This window comes from Shimia sp. R11_0 (assembly GCF_017744035.1).
GTDB classification, from domain to species: Bacteria; Pseudomonadota; Alphaproteobacteria; order Rhodobacterales; family Rhodobacteraceae; genus Shimia; species Shimia marina.
This window is the reverse complement of record NZ_JAGHQY010000005.1, coordinates 1-21,689: the sequence shown is the minus strand read 5'-3', so window position 1 is coordinate 21,689 and position 21,689 is coordinate 1. Positions and strand designations below refer to the sequence as shown.

Sequence of the window (21,689 nt, the reverse complement as noted above, 5' to 3'; positions counted from 1 at the left end):
ATGTGAAAATCTCCCCTTATCATGCGCTTCCGTTTTGGCTGAACGCGGTATACCCGGCAGCAATGAGCGATGATTTCTGTTTCCTGTGCACGGCAATTGCCGCCCTGTTGCCTGTTAAAAATAGCACAGAGATGCCTGGGCCCCTTGCCTTTTTCTCCAAATGATCTGCCTATTCCTCCGGGGTGCCGGGATTTGACTATTCTCTTCTTGCCTTGGGGGCCTATATTTCTGGGGCAAAGGAGACGCTGATGATTGCCAAAGATATTGTGCAGAGTGTTTTTGATCTGGTCGCTTCAGAAGACGCTTTGGGCGTTGGTTGTCAGACGGGCGTGGATGGGTTGTTTGCCTTTGCGGATCCTGAGGTGAGTGCGTGCAAAGCAGGGTTTTATGAGCCGGTGATGTGTCTGGTGCTTCAGGGCACCAAAGAGGCACAGATTGGCGGGCGCGTGTTGCGGTATTCTGCAGGAGATACACTTTTGGTGAGCCACGCGGTGCACGTGGAGTCCGCTGTGATACAGGCAAGCGCGCAGGCGCCTTATGTGGCGCTTGCCCTTAAATTGGATTTGGCGCTGGCGCGGAGCCTCTATGATGAGATCGGCGGGATTGGCGCGCCTGCGAAAGACTTACACTCCATGCGCGTGGAAAAGGGGGACGCTGCGTTGGTCGATGCCGTGATGCGGCTGTATCAACTGTCACAGGATCCTGTGGAGGCACGGGCGTTGGCTCCTTTGGTGATGAAGGAAATTCATTTCAGGCTCTTGCGTGCGCGCCATGGGTGTATGCTGCGGCAATTGTTGCGCCATGAAAGTGCCGCGAGCCGAATCTCCAAGACCATTGCCTACATCCGCGCAAATTACACATGCCAGATTCCTGTGGCCGATTTGGCCGCGGAATCCGGGATGAGCCTTTCGGCCTTTCACGAGCATTTTAAGGCGGTGACATCCACCACACCGCTACAGTACCAAAAGGAGCTGCGCCTGATGGAGGCGCGGCGTCTTCTGGCGGCTGGCCAGCGTTCGGTGGCGGCCGCCGCCTATGATGTGGGCTATGAAAGCCCCACACAGTTCAGTCGGGAATACTCCCGTAAGTTTGGGGTATCACCAAGTGATCACAAAGCCACGGGTGCCTTGCTGGCCCTATGAGGGCCAACGCCATCAGGACAGAGTCGCCGCCATCAGTCGATAGACAATCTGTGCGGCGGTGAAATCCCAGGTTTCATCTCCGTTGGGGGCCAGCTCCACCACATCCATGCCAACGCAGCGTCGCCCTTTGAGGGCGTGTTCCACCAGATGCAGCGCCTGATAATAGCTCAACCCGCCGGGCACTGGCGTGCCTGTGGCGGGCATCTGGCTTGGGTCCAGCCCGTCCACATCAAAGCTCACATAGATCAGCTCCGGGAAATCCTCTGGCAGATCAATCGCATGGATATTGCCGGTGACCAGCTCTTCGGCATCGACATGAAAGACGGCATTGCGGGCGCGGCTTTCTGCTTCCTGAGCGCAAAGCGCTCGCACCCCGAATTGGGCCAGCCGTACCCCTTCTTCGGCCAGCAGATGCATGACAGAGGCGTGGGAGTGTTTTTCATTCTGATAGGCAATGCGCAGATCGGCATGAGCGTCAATCTGCACAATCCCGATGGGTTGTCCCAAGGCGCGTGCGACGCCCATCACCGCACCATAGCTGAGGGAATGTTCCCCGCCCAAAGTGACGGGGATTTTTCCGGCCTTCACGATGGCTTCGGTTTTGCTGGCAAGGTGTTCCATGACATCGGGCAGTGGCCCCTCACAGGGGAGTGCGGGGTGAGTATAAATGCCCTGTGCACAGGGTTCTGTCCCGTTGCAGAGCCGTTCCAATTCATTGGAGGCTGCAAGAATGGCCGCAGGGCCTGCGCCTGTGCCAGCCCCATAGGAAACAGTGCGTTCCAGCGGCATTGGCAGAATGTGAAAATGCGCCTCTTCGCTGCGCTCAGCCTCGGTCAGTTCACTGTCCAGAAAAACGCTCATGACAGGCGCTCCTTAAAATCGGTGTAGTCAAATTCGCGCACCAAGGTGAGCGCGTCGGTTTCGCTGTTCCACAGCGCGATGGCGGGCAGGGGTACACCGTTGAAAGTGTTGGTTTTCACCATGGAATAATGCGCCTGATCGAGGAAGGCAAAGCGCTGCCCGATCGCAAGTGGTGCCTCCCATGTATAGTCGCCAATCACGTCGCCTGCGAGGCAGGAGGGGCCGCCGAGGCGATAGCTGTGCCCCGCGCCTGCCTCATCCAGCAGGGCAGGGCGATAAGGCGCTTCGATCACATCTGGCATGTGGCAGGTGGCGGAGATATCGGTGATCGCCAGATTCACGCCGTTACGGGGCAGATCGAGGATTTCGCCGACCAGAATGCCCGCATCCAGCGCCACCGCTTCGCCTGGCTCCAGATAGACCTCCACATCATAGGTGCTGCGGATCTCTTGGATGAAGGATATCAGAGCCTCGCGGTCATAATCCGCCCGCGTGATGTGGTGGCCGCCGCCGAAGTTGAGCCATTTGAGATTTGCAAGATAGGGGCGCAGTTTGGGCTCCACTGCCGCCCATGTGCGCGCCAGCGGGTCAAAGCCCTGTTCACACAAAGTGTGCATGTGCAGACCATCCACACCTTCGAGAACTTCGGGGGTGAGGTGGCGCACCGGTGTGCCGAGACGGGAGCAGGGGGCACAGGGATCATATTTGGGGATTTCGCCCTCAGAATGTTCCGGGTTGATACGCAGCCCGACGGAGACGTTTGCGGCTTTGGCTTTGGTAAGGAAACGGTCTTTCTGGGCGGGGCTGTTGAAAATGATGTGATCAGACAGCGCCAGAATTTCGTCAATGTCGCTGTCTTTGTAGCCGGCACAAAAGGTGGCGACCTCTCCGCCATATTCCTCGCGTCCTAGGCGGGCTTCAAACACACCACTGGCGCAGGTGCCGCCAAGATATTGGCGCACCAGAGGGGCCAGTGAGAACATGGAGAAGGCTTTCAGAGCCGACAGGATATGGGCCCCCGACTGATCCGAAACGGATTTTAGTATACGCAGGTTTTGTTCGATAGCGGCAGCGTCCACCACAAAACAGGGGGAGGGCACGCGGCTGAGATCAAAATGGCGAAAGGCACCGGCGTCTCCCGCTTGAGTTTGCATCATGTCAGACATTGGAGGCTCCGAAAGAGGAGAGCCGGGGGCGCTGCCCCCGGACCCCCGGGATATTTTTGGCCAAATGAAGGCCGTAGGTTTAGAAGCTGACGGGACCGTCGAGTTCATGCACCTGCCAAGGCAGGCCGTGGTCATTGAGCATGTCCATGAAATTATCGGGATCCAGTTGCTCCATATTCCAGACGCCGGGTTTCACCCAATTGCCTTTCAGAACCTGCGCCGCACCGATCATGGCAGGCACGCCGGTGGTGTAGGATACGGCCTGTGAGCCGACCTCGGCAAAGCATTCCTCATGGTCGCAGATGTTGTAGATGTAGTAGGTTTTCTCACCGGAGCCATCTTTGGCCTGACCTGTGGCGATGTCGCCGATGCAGGCTTTGCCTTTGGTCTGTTCCCCCAGATCGCCGGGATCGGGCAGCAGGGTTTTCAGGAACTGGATCGGGATGATTTCCTGACCGTTGTGCATCACCGGATCAATGCGGGTCATGCCCACGTTTTCGAGCACTTTTGCGTGCATGATATAGGCATCGCCAAAGGTCATCCAGAAGCGGGCGCGCTCAATTTCTGGGAAGTGGGTGGAGAGGCTTTCCAGCTCCTCATGATACATGAGGTACATGTTTTTGGGGCCAATGCCGGGGAAGTCGAATTCGACTTTATGTGTCATGGCGGGTGTGGTCTGCCAGTCGCCGCCTTCCCAATGACGGGCTTCCTGCAAGACTTCGCGCAGGTTGATTTCTGGGTTGAAGTTGGTGGCAAAGGCCTGATCGTTGGAGCCGCCATTGGCATCCAGCACGTCGATCTGACGGATGGTGTCAAGCTTGTGCTTCTTCAGCCATGTGGCAAAGACAGATGTCACGCCCGGATCAAAGCCGGAGCCCAGAATGGCTGTCAGGCCGGCCTCTTTGAATTTGTCCTGATAGGCCCACTGCCAGTGATATTCAAACTTCGCCTCATCCTCGGGCTCATAATTTGCCGTATCAAGATAGTGGCACCCTGCCTCAAGGCAGGCGTCCATCAGTTTCAGATCCTGATAAGGCAGCGCGAGGTTCACAAGAATTTCCGCGCCGGTCTCTTTGATCAGCGCCACGGTTGCGGACACATCCATGGCATCCAGCTGCGCGGTCTTGATCTCTACGCCAACGCGTTCCTTGACGCTGGCAGCGATGGCATCGCATTTGGATTTGGTGCGGCTGGCCAGTGTGATCTCCGTGAAGATCTCGGCATTCATGGCCATTTTGTGGACCGCCGCGTGGCTGACGCCGCCCGCTCCGACTACAAGTGTCTTTCCCATGATCGTCTCCTGACTGAAGAGGGTTATTCGAAGTAAGTATAGCCATTCATCGAGTCGCGGTAAGCGCTGATGAGGGTTTTGCGTGCACTGCTGGCGAGATGGCCCTGTGAGATGGCCTCATCCACCATTTTGCGGAAGGCGGCGAGGCAGTCGGCGGGGTCATATTCCACATAAGACAGCACTTCGGCGATGGTGTCGCCTTCCTGTTCATGCAGGAGGTCAAACCCGCCATCCGCGCGCAGCTCGATGGTCACCACATTGGTGTCGCCAAAGAGGTTATGCAGATCGCCCAGTGTTTCCTGATAGGCGCCGACAAAAAACACCCCGAGATAATAGGGCTGATTTTCTGGCAGCGAATGCACCGGCAGAGAGGGGGCAATTTCGCCGTCCAGAATGAACTGATCAAGTTTGCCATCGCTGTCACAGGTGATGTCGGAGAGAACCGCGCGGCGATCAGGTACCTGATCAAGCATTTGCAGGGGTACAATCGGGTGCAGCTGATCAATGGCCCAGACATCTGGCAAGGATTGAAACACAGAGAAGTTGCAGTGGTAGACATCGGCAATTTTCTGCAGTTCCTTGTCGAGATCGCCATTGGCCTCTGAGCTGCGAGCGATGTCTTTGATGCGGGCCATCAGATTAAGATAGATACGTTCGGCCCGCGCCATCTGGCGCAGGTCGACATGGCCGCGACGGAACAGGGCCCGTAGTTCATCACGATAAAATCGCGCGTCGTTCCAGCATTCCTGCACGCGATCAGCAACCAAATAGCCGGAGACGGCGGCCAGATCTGAGACCAGATGGTGATCGTCTGGCTGAACATCTGGGGCATCTGGCGCGTCATAGAGCGTGCTTTCCAGGACATCAAAGATCAGCATGGAAGAGGTGGCCGAGACTGCGCGGCCGCTTTCTGTCACCAGTACCGGATGGGCCACTTTGGCTTCATCCATGGCGTACGCCACGGTTTCCACCACAGCTGTGGCATATTCAGCGATAGAGTAGTTGATGGAGTTTTCAGAGGCGCGTTTTTCGCCGGTGTAGTCCACGCCAAGACCGCCCCCTAGATCCAGATGGGTGAGAGGCACGCCCTGTGCGGTAAGTTCGGTAAAATAGCGGCAGGCCTCGGTTGCGGCGCGGCGCACGTCGTTCACGTCAGGCACCTGACTGCCCAGATGGGAGTGCTGGAGTTTCAGACAATGCACCAGCCCCGCGTCGCGCAGCCGGTCGACCACGCGGATCAGCTGATCGGTGTTCATGCCAAAGGCAGAACGGTCCCCAGAGCTGCTTTGCCATTTACCGCTGATTTGGTTGGTGAGTTTGACGCGTACGCCCAGCAGCGGCTCCATCCCCAATTCGCGGGCCACATCGATGACGATTTCGGCCTCTTTGGGGCTTTCCAGCACGATCACAGTGTTGAAGCCAATACGGCGCGACAGGATGGCAAGGCGGATGAACTCAGCATCTTTGACGCCGTTGCAGACGATCAGCGCGTCTTTGGCCAGACGATGCGCCAGAGCAATCACCAGTTCGGGTTTGGAGCCTGCTTCCAGCCCATAGTCGTACTGACGGCCATATTCGACGATGCGGTCCACCACCTGTGCCTGCTGGTTCACTTTGATCGGAAACACGCCGCGGTAGGGGGCCTGATATCCGGTGCTTGCAATGGCCCGTGCAAAGCTTTCATTCAGGGTCTGGATTTCGGCTTCCAGAAAGCTCTTGATGCGCAGGACCATCGGGCTTGCAATGCCGCGTTGTTGCAGATCTTGCAGGATCGTGGGCAGGCTGAAGGGCGCGGTGCAGGGATGCGCTGGGTCGCAGAGCGCAACGTCACCGTTTGGCAGCGTGGTCACCAGACCTTTGCCCCAGCGGTCAATGCCGTACACGGATGCGGAGATAGACTGTTCTTGTGTCACCGGAACAAGCCTCATGCGAGATTTAAGATGTCAAAAAAGGGAAGAAAGCGTGTGAGCGTGCGACCCGCTGTCAGGCGGGTTCAATCTGTCCTGCTTTTCGGAAATGAAGCCATTTCATCCGCGCACACTCCATTGCGGCTTCCTCAAGGGAAGAGTGGGGGCGTCATAGAAAGGGTGAAAAATTCTGTCAATTAAAAATATGCCGTGCGGGAGAGGAAAGAACAGGTGGTGCTGGTGCGGAGGGCGCGATGGAAAACGCGGCTATTCGCGTTAAGCGGTTTTTAACACTTGCCCATTTGCAACGCCAAGCTGCGTAAAAAAGGGGCAGGTCAGGCACCGATCCTGTCAAGGCGTCGACAAAATGAGCAAGGTCATAGACCTTCTGAGTGCCGTCTCAAAACTGAGGGCATGAGCAATGACACTATTTTTGACGAAATGCTTGGTCACGATCAGACGGTGCGTGGCCCTTATCAACAATTTGATCAATGGATCGCGGACGAAGATCCCAAACGATTGCGAGCGAAGCAACGTGAGGCAGAAGAGCTTTTCCGTCTCACAGGCATCACCTTCAATGTCTACGGGCGCGCGGAAGCGGAAGAGCGGCTTATTCCCTTTGATATCATTCCCCGCATTATTTCGGGCGCGGAGTGGGTGCGGCTGAGCCGAGGAATTGAGCAGCGTGTGCGCGCCATCAATGCTTTCCTGCATGACATTTATCATGGGCAGGAAATCATAAAGGCTGGCCGCATTCCGCAGGAGATGATCGCTAAGAACAGCGCATTTGAACCCTGTATGATCGGGTTGACGCCACCGGGCAACATTTACACGCATATCGTTGGTATTGATCTGGTGCGGACCGGGCCGGATCAATTCTATGTGTTGGAAGACAATGCGCGCACGCCGTCTGGTGTGAGCTATATGTTAGAAAACCGCGAAACCATGTTGCAGATGTTTCCGGAGCTGTTCTCCAAGAACCGCGTGCAGCCTGTACAGCAATATCCGGCACAGCTGCTGCGGTCTTTGCAGGCCTGCGCTCCCAGTGTGCTGGGGCGCAAACCAACCGTTGGGGTTCTGACGCCGGGAATATTTAATTCAGCCTATTTTGAGCATGCTTTTCTGGCTGATGAGATGGGGGTTGAGCTTGTTGAGGGGCACGACCTGCGCGTGGTGGATGGCCGGGTCGCGATGCGCACCACCCAAGGGTACCAGCCAATTGATGTGCTCTATCGGCGGGTGGACGACGAGTTTCTTGATCCGCTCAATTTCAATCCTGAAAGCCAGCTGGGTGTGCCGGGGATCATGGATGTGTACCGTGCGGGGCGGATCACCATCGCCAATGCGCCGGGTACAGGCATTGCGGATGATAAGGCGATATATAGCTATATGCCCGAAATCGTTGAGTTCTACACGGGTGAACGCCCGCTGCTTGAAAATGTGCCGACCTGGCGCTGTGCGGAGCCTGACAGCTTGGCCTATGTGCTCGATAATTTGGAAGAGCTGGTGGTCAAAGAGGTGCATGGGTCTGGCGGCTACGGGATGCTGATTGGCCCCACGGCCACCAAGCGTGAGATTGCTGCGTTCCGTAAGAAACTCAAGGCGCGCCCAGGCAACTACATTGCACAACCGACTTTGAGCCTGTCGACAGTACCGATTTTTGCGCGCTCTGGTCTGGCACCCCGCCATGTGGATTTACGCCCCTTCGTTCTGGTCAGTCCGGATGGGGTGCAAATCACACCGGGGGGCTTAACCCGTGTGGCGCTGAAGAAAGGTTCGCTTGTGGTGAATTCATCGCAGGGCGGCGGTACCAAAGACACTTGGGTATTGGAGGCGTGATGCTGGGCAAAACGGCAAATGGCCTCTACTGGATGTTTCGCTATCTGGAACGGGCAGAGAATGCAGCGCGTCTGATTGAGACCGGGCAGAGGATCGCTTTGACCCGGTTGGGCAGTTCTGATGAAGAATGGCGGTCAATCCTGCAAACCGGCGGCATGGCCGACGGGTATGATGCGGCGCACGAGCGATTGACCAAAGATGCAGCAATCAACTGGATGTTGCGTGACAAGGACAATCCGGCCTCGGTGATGTCCGATATTTCGGCCGCGCGACAAAATGCGCGTATGGTACGGGCTGCGCTGACAGAAGAGGTCTGGGAGGCGCTCAACGGCGTTTATATGCGAGCGCAGTCTCTCACACAGCGCAAAGTGAGCGAGCGCGATCTTCCCGCGACTTTGGGGGCGATCCGTCAAGGCACGGCTCTGGTGCGCGGAGCAACCCATGGCACGATGATGCGCAACGACATTTATGATTTTGCGCGCATCGGCACCTTTCTGGAACGGGCGGACAACACGGCGCGTATTCTTGATGTGAAGTATTACGTGCTGCTGCCATCACTGAGTGCTGTGGGCTCTACCGTGGACAATGTGCAGTGGGAAACAATCCTGTCGGCGGTTTCCGGGCGGGGCGGGTTTCGCATGGAATACGGCCCAATTGCTGATCCGCGTGATATTTCGCAATTTCTGATACTGGACAAGCGTATGCCGCGCAGCCTTGCGTTTTGTACCCGGAAACTGCGTGACAATCTGGGATATCTGGCCTCGTCTTATGGGAGCCGGATGCCATCTATGGCCAAGGTTGGGCATCTGGAACGCACCTATCTGTCACATGATATTGATGCGGTCTTTGACTTCGGTCTGCATGAGTTCATTCAGAAGGTGCTCACGCTGCTGGCTGATCTGGGGCAGCAGATCGAACATGACTATCGGTTCTATGAGTAAGACATGCGCCTGAAAATTCGTCATTCCACCCGCTATCACTTTGATGCGCCTGTGGCCTATGGTCTTCAGCAATTGCGCAAAACGCCCAAGACGGGACATCAGCAATGGGTGCTGAACTGGTCCACAAAGATCGAAGGTGGCCAGAAAGAGGTGCAGTTTGAGGATCACCATCACAATATTGTCGAACTGCTGAGCTTTCACCGGGAGGCCACCGAACTAGTCGTGACCAGTGAAGGGGATGTGGAACTTTCAGAAAATCACGGTGTGGTTGGGCGTCATACGGGGCCTGCGCCGCTTTGGCTCTACCTGCGCCAAACCGCGCGCACGCAGCCGGGCGCGGGCGTTAAGGCTTTGATCCGGGAGGTGACCGGCTCCGGGGAGCTTGACCGGCTGCATGGGCTTATGGGGGCGGTGCATCAGGCGGTGAAATATGAGGTCGGCGTTTCCGATCCCGGCTGGGCTGCGGAGGATGCGCTGTCACATGGGGCCGGGGTTTGTCAGGATCATGCGCATGTGTTTCTGTCGGCGGCGCGCCATATGGGGCTGCCCGCCCGATATGTCTCCGGGTATCTGATGTTGGATGATCGTACAGAGCAGGATGCCATGCATGCTTGGGCGGAGGTGCATGTGGAGGGATTGGGCTGGGTTGGTTTTGACCCTGCCAATGGGATTTCGCCTGATACGCGCTATGTGCGCGTGGCTACGGGGCTGGACTATGAAGGGGCTGCACCTGTAACTGGGACGCGGATTGGTGGCGCAGGCGAAGCGCTGGCTGTCCAGATCGAAGTGGCACAGCAGTAAGGGACTCCCATGACGTATTGTGTTGGCATGATGCTGGATCAAGGCATCGCCTTCATGTCGGACACGCGCACAAACGCGGGTCTCGATAATATTTCGACGTTCACCAAGATGACCACTTGGGAGACGCCGGGAGATCGGGTGCTGACTGTGATGACGGCTGGCAACCTTGCGACCACCCAGTCTGTGATCAGCCTGCTGGATGAACGCACCAAGGCCCCGGATGAGCGTGCGCCCACCCTGCTTGAAGCGCCCTCCATGTTTCAGGCGGCGCGGCTTGTGGCAGAGACATTGCGTGAAGTCATTGCACGACAGGGGGATGAGGGGCAGCGGGCCGACAGTGCGTTTAACGCCACGATCATTTTAGGTGGCCAGATCGCGGGCGGTCCGCCACGTCTGTTCCTGATCTATCCCGAAGGGAACTTCATCGAAGCGGGGCAGGACACAGCCTTTTTTCAGATCGGTGAAATGAAATATGGTCGCCCCATACTGGTGCGCGCTTATGACCGTCAAATGAAGTTTGACGAGGCCATGAAGCTCCTTCTGGTGAGTTTTGACAGTACGCTGAAGGCAAACCTCACAGTGGGCGCGCCGTTTGACTTTCATCTCTACGAGACAGATAGCCTCCGGAAGGGGCGGGAAGGCCGGATTGAAGAAGATGATCCGTTTTTCTTAAAAATACGTCACGGGTGGAGCGCCGCGCTGAAAACGGCTTTGGACAATCTCGACGATTTTGAGCTCTAAAGCGTTTGGGTTTTACCTGTCTCATATCGCGACAAAAATGTTTCGAGAATACCGTGGGCACAGCAGGGTATTCGTGTCTAAAGTTAAGCCCGAAACGCTATAGATATATTGGTTTGCATCTCACGACACGCCCATCAGGCGCGGCCGGTTAGGTGCAAACATAGATCTCGGTCAGATATTCCAGGTACATGGGTTTGGCGGGGGAAAAACTGCGCTCTATCTGACAAGACGTGATAATCTCTTCAAAGAACTGGCTCACCACCTCTGACGGGCGTTGTGCCAGATGATAGGCGACATCGCTGAGGACAAACACGGTGAAGCCCTGTTGTGTCCAGTATTGCAATTGCCACTCTTCAGGCTGGAGGGGCCAAGTGTGCGCCTGAACGGAGTAGGTTTCTTCCCCTTCTGTCACATCTTCGAGGCCATACATGGCTTGCGGCAGCGGCACCCAAAACATGGCTTGCTCCGAAGTACCTGCGGCGCGGGATTCCGGCGCAACTTCTGGGAGCGCGACGTTGTACTTTGCGGCAAGGCGATGCAGGCGCGCATCTTCCCAGTCACGCGCGGCGGGTGATTGTTTGGCTTTTGTGCGCATCATTGTGACCACGCGGTCGTCAGCATGGGTTTGAGCCAAATAAACATCGATGGTATCCGCGAGAGGTGTGCGCATGGCTTGGGCGATTGGGTGCACCATATAGATTGCGAAAACGAGTAAAGTAGCCGCCAGACTGACCTTGCCAAGGAGGGCCGCTTGCCGCGTGGCGGATTGCGCAAACCCGGCCAAAAGAATGGCCCCCAATATCAGGAGTTCTCCGAATGGTGCGAGGAAGAGCTGCGTCGGTTGGCGTGTGCCGGTCAATGCGGCAATCGTGACGGCCCCAATAGCGGAGGATATCCAGAGGATGCGCCACAGAGGTTTGTCTTTGATCTGACAGGCTTCAAGGCGTACTAATATTCCTCCCAGTATGGCCGCAATGCCGAGGATCCAACCAATGCCATATTGCGGCGCAAGCAGCGTGCCGAGCATCTGTGATATCCCGGCCCAAGTACCGCCTTTCTGGCTGATCGACATGGCCGATTGAATACCTTGAAATTCCAAAAATCTCTGAAAATCCAGAAGGATTCCAATATTCAGAATGCTCCAAGCCGGGACGAATATTAAGACCGCGCGTCCGTAAGACTTGAGTGCGATTTTGCTGCTTTGGCGCTGGAAAAGCAAAACGAACATACCGATGGACAATGGCAGGAGTCCGAAAATCGCGGATTGTTTAAAGCTCATGGCGAGCGCGAAGCTCAGCCCCACCGCAGCGTCTTGCTGCCATTCTTTTTGACCGTTTCCGGGCGTCACACGATACGCCACTGCGAGAAAGCAAAGGGCTGTTGCCGCACCCAAGGGAATGTCGCCTTTGGCAAAATGCGACAAGTGAACGGCAAGCGGGAAGAGGGCGGCGATCGCGCCAACACTCACGGAATGAAGCGTGCTGAGCCCAAAACGCCGCGCAAGCAGATAGGCAATGGGGGCGAGGGTTGCGCCGAGGGCCGCAACAACCAGCCGTGCAGTGACGTAAAATACTGTGGGGTCAGAGAAATACTGGGCGCGGAAATCGGAGAGGCCTTCCCACCAGCCGAGCGGCAAGCCGATCACATACATTGCGGCAAATGCGATTGCATTCAAATAATTCAGAAGCGGGGGATAGAAGTGTTGACCGGGCACAAGTTGGCCTGTCAGCACCTTGGCTGCGTCGTTTATTCGTTCATCGCCGAAAAAGTATCCCACGTCTGCGCCAAGTGCCCTTGGCAAAAATGCGGCTAAGAAAAGTAGGAGCAGTAGAAATCTTTGCATATGCTTGTCAAAATAATGGTGTCATAGAGAGTGAGCTTATTTCCGGCGGAACGCGGGTTGCGGTATTTCAAGCAACTATGGTGAAGATTAGGCAATGATTGAGAAAAATTCGAGTGATGTTGCGACGGAAGACGCTCTTGCCGTGAAAGCAGCTTCTGACACTTTGTTGGACGATCTTATTCTCTATGTTGATTTGGATGGCACGGTGACGCCGACAGATACAGCGCAGGAGCAAATTCTAGATTGTGTGTTTAACGGGCGTGGCGTTGGGACGTTGCTCCGTGCGGCTTTGAAACGGGATATTCCTGCGATCAAATCGGCGGCTAGCCAACATGCCGCGTTCCGCGCTGATTTACTTCCCTATTGCGAGGACATGCTGCAGTATATCGAAGATGTGCGTGCACAGGGGAGGGCTGTTGTTCTAGCCACTGCCGCTGACAAGGTCACTGCAGAGGCTGTGGCCGCACACCTGGGGATCTTTGATCGCGTTTTGGCGTCTGAGGACGGAGTGAACCTGAAAGGTGAGAGAAAGCTCAAAGCCATTGTGCAGGACTGTCAGGGGCGTGGGTTTGAATACATCGGTGACAGTCAGGCGGATGTCCCAATCTGGGATGCTGCGGATCGGGTCGGTATCATTGCTTCTGGGAAAATGGCAAACATCTGGAAGCAGCGGTGGCGGCACAAGATATCTTTGTTCATCGATCAGACACGCTCATTTGCGGATTTGACGCGGGCGATGCGCCCGCATCAATGGGCCAAAAACCTGTTGATCTTTCTTCCATTGCTTTTTGCGCATGCCTATGCGGATGCTGCTGCAACAATCGCCGCGCTGCTCGCATTTTTCGCCTTCTCTTTTGTGGCTTCTGCGGTCTATCTGCTCAATGATCTCTCTGACCTTGTTGCGGATCGACAGCATCCCAGAAAGTGCAATCGTCCCTTTGCCGCTGGCAGAGTGCCCCCTATCACGGGCGTGGTGACGGCTGTTTTGTTGCTCGTTGTGGCTTTTGCGATTGGCGCGTTCGGGGTCAGCAGTGGTTTTGCTTTGATGCTATTGCTCTATTTGGTGATGACGACAGGCTACACGCTGTATCTGAAGGCCTATTCGACCGTTGATGTTCTAACCCTCGCGTTCCTTTACACGCTGCGCGTGGGGGCAGGGGCCGCTGCGACCGGAATCTCCGTAAGCCCATGGCTGGTGACTTTCTGTTTCTTCTTCTTTGTCAGCTTGGCCTATATGAAGCGGTTCATCGAGGTTCTGGACGTTGCCGAAGACGGTGAAAAACTCCCCTCTCGAAACTACTGGGGGGGGGAGGACATGTTGATGTTCAGTTTTGGCATCGTAAATGCCGGGCTGTGTTTGCTGACACTTGCGCAATACATTGGCAGCGTGCAGGTCGCGGGAGCCTATGGTGCGCCCGATTTGCTTTGGTTGAGCATTCCCTTGCTGATGTTCTGGCTCAATCGCAGTTGGCTATATGCCGCACGCGGCAAGGTTGGAGATGATCCAGTTGCATTCGCCGTGAAAGATCCCATCAGCAGGATTGTGCTGCTTATGGTTGTTGTTGCCATTTTTCTGGCAAAATATCTTCACTTAGACACGGTGCTCCTATGAACCTCTGGCTGCTGCTATTGATGACATTCAGCGTTGCGCTTTCTGCTGTCGCCCAGACGCTTTTCAAACTTGGCGTGTCGCAAATTTCGTTTGCACCGCAAATGTCTTTTTGGGGCAAGGCGGCGTCCCTCGTTTTTTCACCATATGTTTTGGCGGGCTTGAGCCTCTATGCGCTGGGCACGGTTTTCTGGCTCTTTGCCCTCAAGGCACTTGATCTGTCGGTGGCGTATCCTTTTGTGGCGCTGAGCTTCATCTTTGTGGCTGTATTGAGCTTCGCTTTTCTTGGAGAGCCTCTGAGTGTGACGCGCCTGATCGGAACTGCGTTAATTGTATCGGGGCTGGTCGTGATGTTTGTTGGCGAAGTTGTGGGGTGATCCTGCAATCAATGGGTAGAGGGGCGCACTAAGAATGTGTGGTTGTCACCCGCGCTCATGTTTTCTCGAAATTGTTATTTCTTTTCAGAGGGTAGGGTGATTGCAAGCGATGCACGTTTCTGATCTTACTAAGAGCCAAGACATGCTGCTTTGCTGCAAACTCTGCCATAGGGGTACGAAATTTAGCTGAAACCTTGGGTGGTTGTCATTTTTTATACTTTTGTAGCTACACTGATCCTGCATCCGTTTGAGAGGCTGACTTTGAGTTTTTTTGCATCTGCCAGAAACAATTGAAGGGTACAGGCGTTGGATTTGCAGAGTGTTGTTTCCCAAGTTTCCGAGCTTTCGCGGGATGCCATTTATATTGCAGAAACTTGTGATGGTTCTTGGTGCGATCTAACGATTGTATGGTGCAATGACGCTTTGGTGCAGTTGAGCGGTCAGACTCGGGATTCTCTGATTGGTCAATCGCCACTTGCTCTGATTTGTGACACTCATATTGTCGACGTGACACAGCCTATGCAGAATGCGTTGGAAAGCGCTCGAAATTTTCATCGGCACATTCAGTACAAATGCAAAGACGGCTCAATGATTTGGGTTGATCTTGAAGTGCGACCTGTCATGGGCGCGACATTGCCTAGTAGGTTTTGTGTTGGTTTTCAGCGTGACATCACCGGCATCCTCACCAACCATGCAGAGTTGGAAGCCGCACGTGAGGGGGCGGAGCGGGCAAGGCATCAGCTAGAGGAGGCGGTCGAGGCGCTCCCACAAGGCTTTGTCATGCTTGACCCTGATGACAAGCTTGTCGTTTTCAACAGTAAATTCAAAGAGCTCTATGCTCATTCTGCGCCCGCGATCCATAGAGGGGTGACTTGGGAAAGTATTATGCGGTACGGGCTTGAGAATGGTCAGTATCCGGAGGCGCACGGGCGGGAAGCGGACTGGCTTGCAGAGCGCCTCAATCGTCAGAGCCGACAGGCACGGCCAATTGAAAGGGAATTGCCTGGCAACCGATTTTTGCTGATCCAGGATGTCATTACAGAGAATGATAACCTTGTTGGGCTGCGATCTGACATCACGGAGTTTCGCCAACAGCAGCAAAGGCTCCAGGAGCAGGCGGAGACCTTAAGCGAAGCCAAACAACAGGCAGAGAGTGCTGCACGGGACGCGCGTGAGGCGAGAAATGATGCGCTTGAAGCTGCGCAGGCGAAAGAGCGATTTCTGGCCAATATGAGTCACGAAATCAGAACACCCATGAATGGTATCCTGGGTATGGCCGAGTTGCTGAATGAGACGCAATTGACGGACGAACAGAGGTTGTTTGCAGAGACCATCGAAGGTTCTGCCTCTGCATTGCTGCATATCATCAACGACATTTTGGATTTTTCGAAGCTCTCTGCAGATAAGCTGCCCCTGAAAGCGGATGTGTTTTCGCTCCGCAGCCTTATTCATGACGTGACCATTTTACTGCAAACTCAGGCGAAAGAGGGACTCATCGAACTTTGGATCGACTATCCTTTGGAGTTGCCTGAGTTTTTTGTTGGCGACGAAAGTCGAGTCCGGCAGATTTTGTTGAATCTGATGGGTAATGCCGTGAAATTCACGCAAAGCGGGGATGTGGGCGTGACGGTTGCGCATAGCACCGACACCCCAGGAGCGTTGAGTATATCGGTTACTGACACTGGCATTGGGATCCCGGAAGAACAACTCTCCACGGTGTTCTCAGCTTTTGAACAGGTGGATAGCGCATCGACGCGAGAAACCGAAGGGACGGGTTTGGGCTTGGCGATTTCTCGCAGCCTCGCTCGAAAAATGGGAGGGGAGATCCGTGCACACTCCCAACTTGGACGGGGATCGACCTTTACAGTCAGTTTGAGTTTGCAATTGCCTGAAGAGGTCCCGGAACCAAGCGTGGCACCGGACTTTGCAGTGCTTGAGGGGAAAATGATTGCCGTCGTTGATGATTTGGAAATCAACAGGTTGGTTCTTAGTCGCAGGTTGTCGACATGGGGGGCGCTGGCGACGGTGTTTGACAGCCCGACGGCCTTTTTGAAGAGTGTAGGCAATATTGATCGCTTTGATGTCATGATTTTGGACATGAATATGCCGGGTATGTCGGGGATCGAGTTGCAGCAAACGTTAAGGGAAGTACATGGGGATTGGGTGCCGCCCGCCATTCTTTACTCGTCTAGCCGCCCGGAAATACCGATTGAAGACCTGCAGGATATTGGTTTCTCTGGTTATCTGATGAAGCCTGCGAGGTCGGCCAAGATGGCAGGAGCTCTGGTGGATGCCATCATGCGCCAGAGTAACGTCACCAAGAGCCCTGGGCATCGTGCCGTGCCTGAAGGGGACGGAGAAGTAATACCAAGCCGCGTTTTGTTGGCGGAAGATAACGCAACTAATCGATTGGTCGTACGAAAAATGCTTGAAGGCACAGGGGCAGAGATTCATTGCGCCGAAAATGGTCTTGAGGCGGTCGAGTTATTCAAAGAGTTATCATTTGAGATTATCCTGATGGACATGTCGATGCCGGTCATGAATGGCTTGGAGGCAACGCGTTTGATCCGCCAATATGAGAGATCCAATGGGGTGTCAGAAGCAGCAATTATCGCGTTGACAGCCAACGCGCAAAGCGTTGACGCAGAAGCCTGCCGTGCAGCGGGAATGGATGATTTCTTATCCAAGCCCGTTCGTAAACAATTGCTAATCGACACCATCGGCCATTGGCAAAAGAGCTTGTCTATACGCGCCGCTGAGCAACCAGAAAACTAGCATATAAACGTATTACCTGAGCATGCCCTTTCGGGAGGGGTGTCCCGACATGTTCAATGATTGTCGGTAGTCTGACGAAAATCACCAAAGAAACAGCACCTGTCTGGAAGTTGCGTGTTTCAGTAGGCAGGGGAAGCATTTGTAGCCGTGTGGATATCGTGCTCCATCAGGCTCAGGCAGCTTTGGGTATTGGCCGTTTCACAATGGCCATCAATGCGCATAGACCTCCTTGATTTATGTTCATCAAAGCTAGGTTGGAGACTCGGCTATATGTGCTTGCTTAACATTGCCTCGAGCGATTTGGCATCAAACGGCTTCGTCAGATAGTCTGTCATACCTGCGCTCAAACACTTTTCTTCGTCGCCATGCATTGCATTCGCAGTGAGGGCCACGATCGGTAAGGCTGTCGGGGCTGAGCTTGTCTTTTCGCGTTCTCGAATGATCTTGGTGGCAGCATAGCCATCCATTTCAGGCATCATGCAGTCCATGAACACCAGATCGTAGGTTTTACCTTCTATGAGGTCCAAGCTCTCTTTGCCATTTTGGGCTGTGTCCACTTCGCAATTCAAAGTTTCAAGAAACTTGGTTGCAATGGTGCGGTTCACAGCGGAGTCCTCGACCAAAAGCACCTGTCTCCGCGCGGTGGCGGTGATGCCAGCCACCTCAAGCGTATTCGATGCGTTTTCTTGCTCACTGGCATTGCAAGTGGTTGCAGGAATTTCAAACCAAAATCGGGCGCCTTCTCCCAATTGGCTTTCAACGCCGATTTGACCTCCCATGCCTTCAATGAGCTTCTTACAGATTGCGAGGCCCAGTCCTGTGCCGCCATACTTGCGTGTGGTTGAAGCATCTGCTTGTCTAAACAGCTGAAAAATCGTCTGGTGATGGTCTTTGGAAATCCCGATGCCGTTATCCTCGACCTCAAACCGAAGCGAAGTAGGCGTAGTGTCCGCAGGTGTCTCGCTCACACGGACTTCCACACTGCCATCGGATGTGAATTTCACGGCGTTACCGACTAGATTGAAGATAATTTGCTTAATACGCATGTAGTCAAGCGCGTACTTGGCTGAAACGTTTTCTGAAATCGACAGGTTGATCGGGACTTGTTGCGCCTTGCCGGAAACATGAAAAAGTGCGCAGATTTCTTCCAGGTTGTGGCGCAGATTTCCCGGTTCCAAGTTCAGTTTGAATTCACCACTTTCGATTGTGGAGAGATCCAATAGGTCATTCACCAGTGTCAACAAGAGCTGTGCAGAATTGACAGACATCTCGTTGAGTTCACGCTGTTCCTTGTTCAATTTTGAATTTGAAAGCAGGTGTCCTGCGCCAATAATTCCGTTGAGTGGCGTTCTGAGTTCATGGCTCATTGCAGCCAAAAATCGCGTTTTCAGTGTGTTCGCTTCTTCGGCTTTTTCCTTTTGTAACTTAAGCTCGGCGGTTCGGACCGCAACCTTCTTGGCAAGAGAAGCATTTGTGGTTTTCAAAGTGTCTTCGTACTTTTTGCGCTCCAAAATGAAGCCCACAGTATTGCCAAGCGATTCAATGATATCGGTTTCCATTTCGCTTGGTGCTCGGGGTTCTTTGAAATACACCGCGAAAGTACCAAGTAAGCTGTTGTCTTTGGAAAGCATGGGTTGTGACCAGCAGGCCATGTAACCACACGCAGGTTGTAGGTGTCGAAAATCTGCCCAAAGCGGATGGGTGAGCATATTATCGACAATGACTTGCTTCTTCTCGAACGCGGCGGTGCCACAGGATCCTACATTTGGTCCGTACGGTAGTGGATTGATCTGATCAATATAGTCGCTGCTCAGGCGAGAGCCTGCCGCAAAAATCAGCGTTTCCCCCTCTCCTTTGAGCATCACACTTACTGCGTGACGATCATGGAGCGCGTCCAGCCGATCCGTGAGGCTCTTTAGCAGGTCTTCCACAGGTAGGTTGGACTGCGCCTGTTTGAGAAACGCGTTCTGGATTTCCAGAATGTCTTTCCAAGAACTGAAAAAGCTTGATTTCATAGTAACCACTCTTCCACGCCAACGAGCTGCAAACTATCCAACCATTTTTGGGCAAATGGTCAATGTGTTTCGCCGTACCAGCAACATAAGGGAGCTTCCCTTAAGGTCGGGCTAACCACGCTTTAGTTCAGCGCAGCTTGGATAGCCAGTAGACTGTGGCAATAGTTACTACGCCTACCTTGCTGACTTTACTCAGACGGAGCCGAAAGCAGGGGCATTTTTGACGCTGGGAGATCCGCTGAAGCCAATAAACACTGATGTCTGGATTTATGGCTGGGGTGGTAGGAAGCCTTGCGTCTCGATGAAACGCATCGGCTTTCCTGAACCAACTCAAAAACTGGGGCACTTACTGGGGCACTTTTGCCTGTCTTTGATGCCCTACCGATGAAGATGGACCTGAAGGCACCGCCAGCGCTTACAGAACTCTTCCGTACGCGCTTTCACCTCTTCATCTGGATTGACTATAAAGAACGTCCGAGGGCTGTAGGCTTTGGCTCGGACTGCTAGAGTTGGGCTTTGTATCTCAGCCAACCAGTGCTCGACTTCAGCATCATGCCCGCCCTTACGCCTCGTATTATGATGATAGATCACTGCGCAGCGCCCCTCTGCTAGAGCTCTGGCCTCTCTCAAGGGAATGTGCTTGCCGAACTTTGCCCGCCCCTTCCGACGTTCATCATCGTCAACTATGCCATTATCCGGGTCCGCAAACACAAGGTCGCAGTCAGCCACCGCAAGCAACGCTCTGGACATCCAGTCAGCCCTCCCCTGACGTCTGAGGCCATGATACAGGTGCGACTGATCAATGCTGTCATCAAACGAAACAGCACCATCAAGAGCAGGGAGAAGAGAGGCTATCGACCGTTCGGTGGCCACAACTCTTTTAAGATGATCAAAGAGTGACGGATCAAGCTCAGCATATCTATCAGCCTGATCCAGATATCCGATGTGACGTCCATCACCGTTGTGACTTTCATCAGGAAAGCGATACCAAACCACTCCTAGCTTCCTATCAGGCGACAATGCTCTGAGTAGGCCAAGCTTGATGAAGTCGCCGATATCGCCTGCGTACCTATCCTGCATTTCGGATTACTTCCCAATCTTTTGACCTGTCCTGAAGCCACGGAGGCGGTAAGCGCTCAGTCATGGACACTACTGACCATCCGCCTCAGCAATCTCTCTCAGCAGCGCCACGACCCGCTCACGGACTAGCAGTCCTTGCTCTGTCTGAACCATCTGAGGTCTTCAGTAAACCCTTAGAGGGCGAGTTGGGCGAGGCGGTTAACATCGCCAGCAGATACTTAGCCGCTGGCGAGTGTTGATGTCGTGGAGGGATCCCGATGATGCTTGGAAGAGCGAAATTAAGCTTTTGAAAGCCTGCCGATACAATTCACCAACCCGTAGATTTCGGCTTCCTTTGCAGTCTCCGTGTTTGGAGAATACGCGGCGTCCAGCGCAGCCTCTCTCACTGCGTGGCCAACCGTTCCTGAAGTAGCCGCACCAAGTTGTTGACGAGCTTGTGATTTTGCCACTCCGCCTATCCGCCAAAGTATACCCCCACGCGAGAAACGATGTTTTCGACTTGTGGGCGGGTTATGCAGCGCAATTGGCGGTCTGAGTGACAATCTTAACGCCGACCCATGTGCGATCGGGGCCGGATTACAGCGGTATGAAAACCTTCAAGGCACTACCGGCGCCCCTCTCTGCGTCACATTTTGCAATCAGTATCCCAAAGCGTGGTTTTTGCAGGCTATTCCTTGTTGGAACTGTCTCTGCCCGCAATACAAAGTTGCGCTACTTTTATGAGCGAACAGAGAATGTCGTGAGACCAAATAAGGCGCTACGGCTGGAGGAGGCGGCATTCATTTTTGAATGCACCGTACTGTTTAGAGCAGGCGGGTCAGAAGAAAGATTTAACTATGGAAAACTATCTTTTCATCGGAAATTACGCAGATTCCGATACCAATGAATCTGATCGGGACGCCGAAAACCTCGGCGTATTTCCAACGACCCCAATTGATGGCTCTATTTTGCAGATTGTAGCCATGAATCAAACGGATACGAATAGCAACGGCGGCTATGGCGATAGTGAACTTGGTCTACCGGGTGAACCAGCATCATATGATCTTGGAGCTGGAACAGTTACTACCGCTCCAGACATGACGACAGGCGCCAACATCACGGTGACACTTGGTGATGGAACGACCCGAACATTCCTTGCTCTCTTAGTTCAAATGGATAACGGTGATACGTTTCTTAGGGTCAGGACCCATTGATTTCCGTTTGTCTGCGTGATTCACGGTTTGAAAATCGAGTGGTGACCATGTCTGATCTTTTCTGGCTGACGGATGCGCAGATGGCGCGTCTTGAACCTTTCTTCCCCA

The 21,689-nt window shown here is 54.2% G+C and carries 16 protein-coding genes; 9 read left to right on the top strand and 7 right to left on the bottom strand.

Translation table 11 applies throughout. From position 1 onward, the window contains the following. The first annotated feature begins 248 nt into the window (after positions 1-248). Entirely contained in the window at positions 249-1,142 is an 894-nt protein-coding gene (locus tag J7382_RS11515) for an AraC family transcriptional regulator (protein WP_209069178.1), read from the top strand. A 12-nt stretch (positions 1,143-1,154) separates the two neighbouring features. Here J7382_RS11515 and speB read toward each other — a convergent pair whose 3' ends face one another. The 4 genes from speB to speA form a co-directional block, all read right to left on the bottom strand. Then, positions 1,155-2,003: an agmatinase gene (speB, locus tag J7382_RS11510; RefSeq protein WP_209069177.1), complete on the bottom strand. Its 849-nt coding sequence runs from the start codon at positions 2,001-2,003 to the stop codon at positions 1,155-1,157. Further along, a complete protein-coding gene (gene nspC / locus J7382_RS11505; RefSeq protein WP_209069176.1) occupies positions 2,000-3,169 on the bottom strand; it encodes a carboxynorspermidine decarboxylase in 1,170 nt (389 codons plus the stop codon). Before nspC ends, speB begins: the two co-directional genes overlap by 4 nt. A gap of 79 nt (positions 3,170-3,248) precedes the next feature. After that, positions 3,249-4,460: a saccharopine dehydrogenase family protein gene (locus tag J7382_RS11500; protein WP_209069175.1), complete on the bottom strand. Its 1,212-nt coding sequence runs from the start codon at positions 4,458-4,460 to the stop codon at positions 3,249-3,251. Positions 4,461-4,483: 23 nt separating this feature from the next. Continuing rightward, positions 4,484-6,388 carry a biosynthetic arginine decarboxylase gene (speA, locus tag J7382_RS11495; RefSeq protein ID WP_209069174.1) on the bottom strand — a complete coding sequence of 635 codons (1,905 nt, stop codon included), beginning with the start codon at positions 6,386-6,388 and terminating at the stop codon, positions 4,484-4,486. A 393-nt stretch (positions 6,389-6,781) separates the two neighbouring features. Here speA and J7382_RS11490 point away from each other — a divergent pair, with 393 nt between their 5' ends. Genes J7382_RS11490 through J7382_RS11475 form a run of 4 tightly spaced genes read left to right on the top strand, consistent with a single transcriptional unit; the run spans position 6,782 to position 10,689 of the window. Continuing rightward, positions 6,782-8,206, top strand: coding sequence for a circularly permuted type 2 ATP-grasp protein (locus J7382_RS11490; protein WP_209069173.1), 1,425 nt, complete (start codon positions 6,782-6,784; stop codon positions 8,204-8,206). Continuing rightward, on the top strand, positions 8,206-9,147 hold the full coding sequence (locus J7382_RS11485) for an alpha-E domain-containing protein (protein WP_209069172.1): 942 nt from the start codon (positions 8,206-8,208) through the stop codon (positions 9,145-9,147). Before J7382_RS11490 ends, J7382_RS11485 begins: the two co-directional genes overlap by 1 nt. Positions 9,148-9,150: 3 nt before the next feature. Then, positions 9,151-9,948, top strand: coding sequence for a transglutaminase family protein (locus tag J7382_RS11480; protein WP_209069171.1), 798 nt, complete (start codon positions 9,151-9,153; stop codon positions 9,946-9,948). Positions 9,949-9,957: 9 nt separating this feature from the next. After that, positions 9,958-10,689, top strand: coding sequence for a peptidase (locus tag J7382_RS11475; RefSeq protein ID WP_209069170.1), 732 nt, complete (start codon positions 9,958-9,960; stop codon positions 10,687-10,689). Positions 10,690-10,837: 148 nt separating this feature from the next. Here J7382_RS11475 and J7382_RS11470 read toward each other — a convergent pair whose 3' ends face one another. Beyond that, complete coding sequence (locus tag J7382_RS11470; RefSeq protein ID WP_209069169.1) at positions 10,838-12,466, bottom strand: phospholipid carrier-dependent glycosyltransferase; 1,629 nt, start codon at positions 12,464-12,466, stop codon at positions 10,838-10,840. 160 nt (positions 12,467-12,626) lie between these two features. On the opposite strand from J7382_RS11470, the gene J7382_RS11465 reads away from it, so the two are divergent. The 3 genes from J7382_RS11465 (at position 12,627) to J7382_RS11455 (ending at position 17,293) form a co-directional block, all read left to right on the top strand. Next, positions 12,627-14,144, top strand: coding sequence for a UbiA family prenyltransferase (locus J7382_RS11465; RefSeq protein WP_209069168.1), 1,518 nt, complete (start codon positions 12,627-12,629; stop codon positions 14,142-14,144). Further along, positions 14,141-14,518, top strand: coding sequence for an EamA family transporter (locus J7382_RS11460; protein ID WP_209069167.1), 378 nt, complete (start codon positions 14,141-14,143; stop codon positions 14,516-14,518). The genes J7382_RS11465 and J7382_RS11460 overlap by 4 nt, the downstream gene beginning before the upstream one ends. A 306-nt stretch (positions 14,519-14,824) precedes the next feature. Continuing rightward, positions 14,825-17,293, top strand: a complete 2,469-nt coding sequence (locus J7382_RS11455) for a response regulator (protein WP_209069166.1) — start codon at positions 14,825-14,827, stop codon at positions 17,291-17,293. Positions 17,294-17,559: 266 nt separating this feature from the next. Here J7382_RS11455 and J7382_RS11450 read toward each other — a convergent pair whose 3' ends face one another. Both J7382_RS11450 and J7382_RS11445 read right to left on the bottom strand, forming a co-directional pair. Continuing rightward, the gene (locus J7382_RS11450) at positions 17,560-19,308 is read right to left on the bottom strand and encodes an ATP-binding protein (protein WP_209069165.1); all 1,749 of its coding nucleotides are present in this window, start codon (positions 19,306-19,308) and stop codon (positions 17,560-17,562) included. A gap of 378 nt (positions 19,309-19,686) precedes the next feature. Next, complete coding sequence (locus J7382_RS11445) at positions 19,687-20,388, bottom strand: hypothetical protein (protein WP_209069164.1); 702 nt, start codon at positions 20,386-20,388, stop codon at positions 19,687-19,689. An 836-nt stretch (positions 20,389-21,224) separates the two neighbouring features. Here J7382_RS11445 and J7382_RS11440 point away from each other — a divergent pair. After that, positions 21,225-21,581 carry a hypothetical protein gene (locus tag J7382_RS11440; RefSeq protein ID WP_209069163.1) on the top strand — a complete coding sequence of 119 codons (357 nt, stop codon included), beginning with the start codon at positions 21,225-21,227 and terminating at the stop codon, positions 21,579-21,581. The last annotated feature ends 108 nt before the right edge of the window (positions 21,582-21,689 follow it).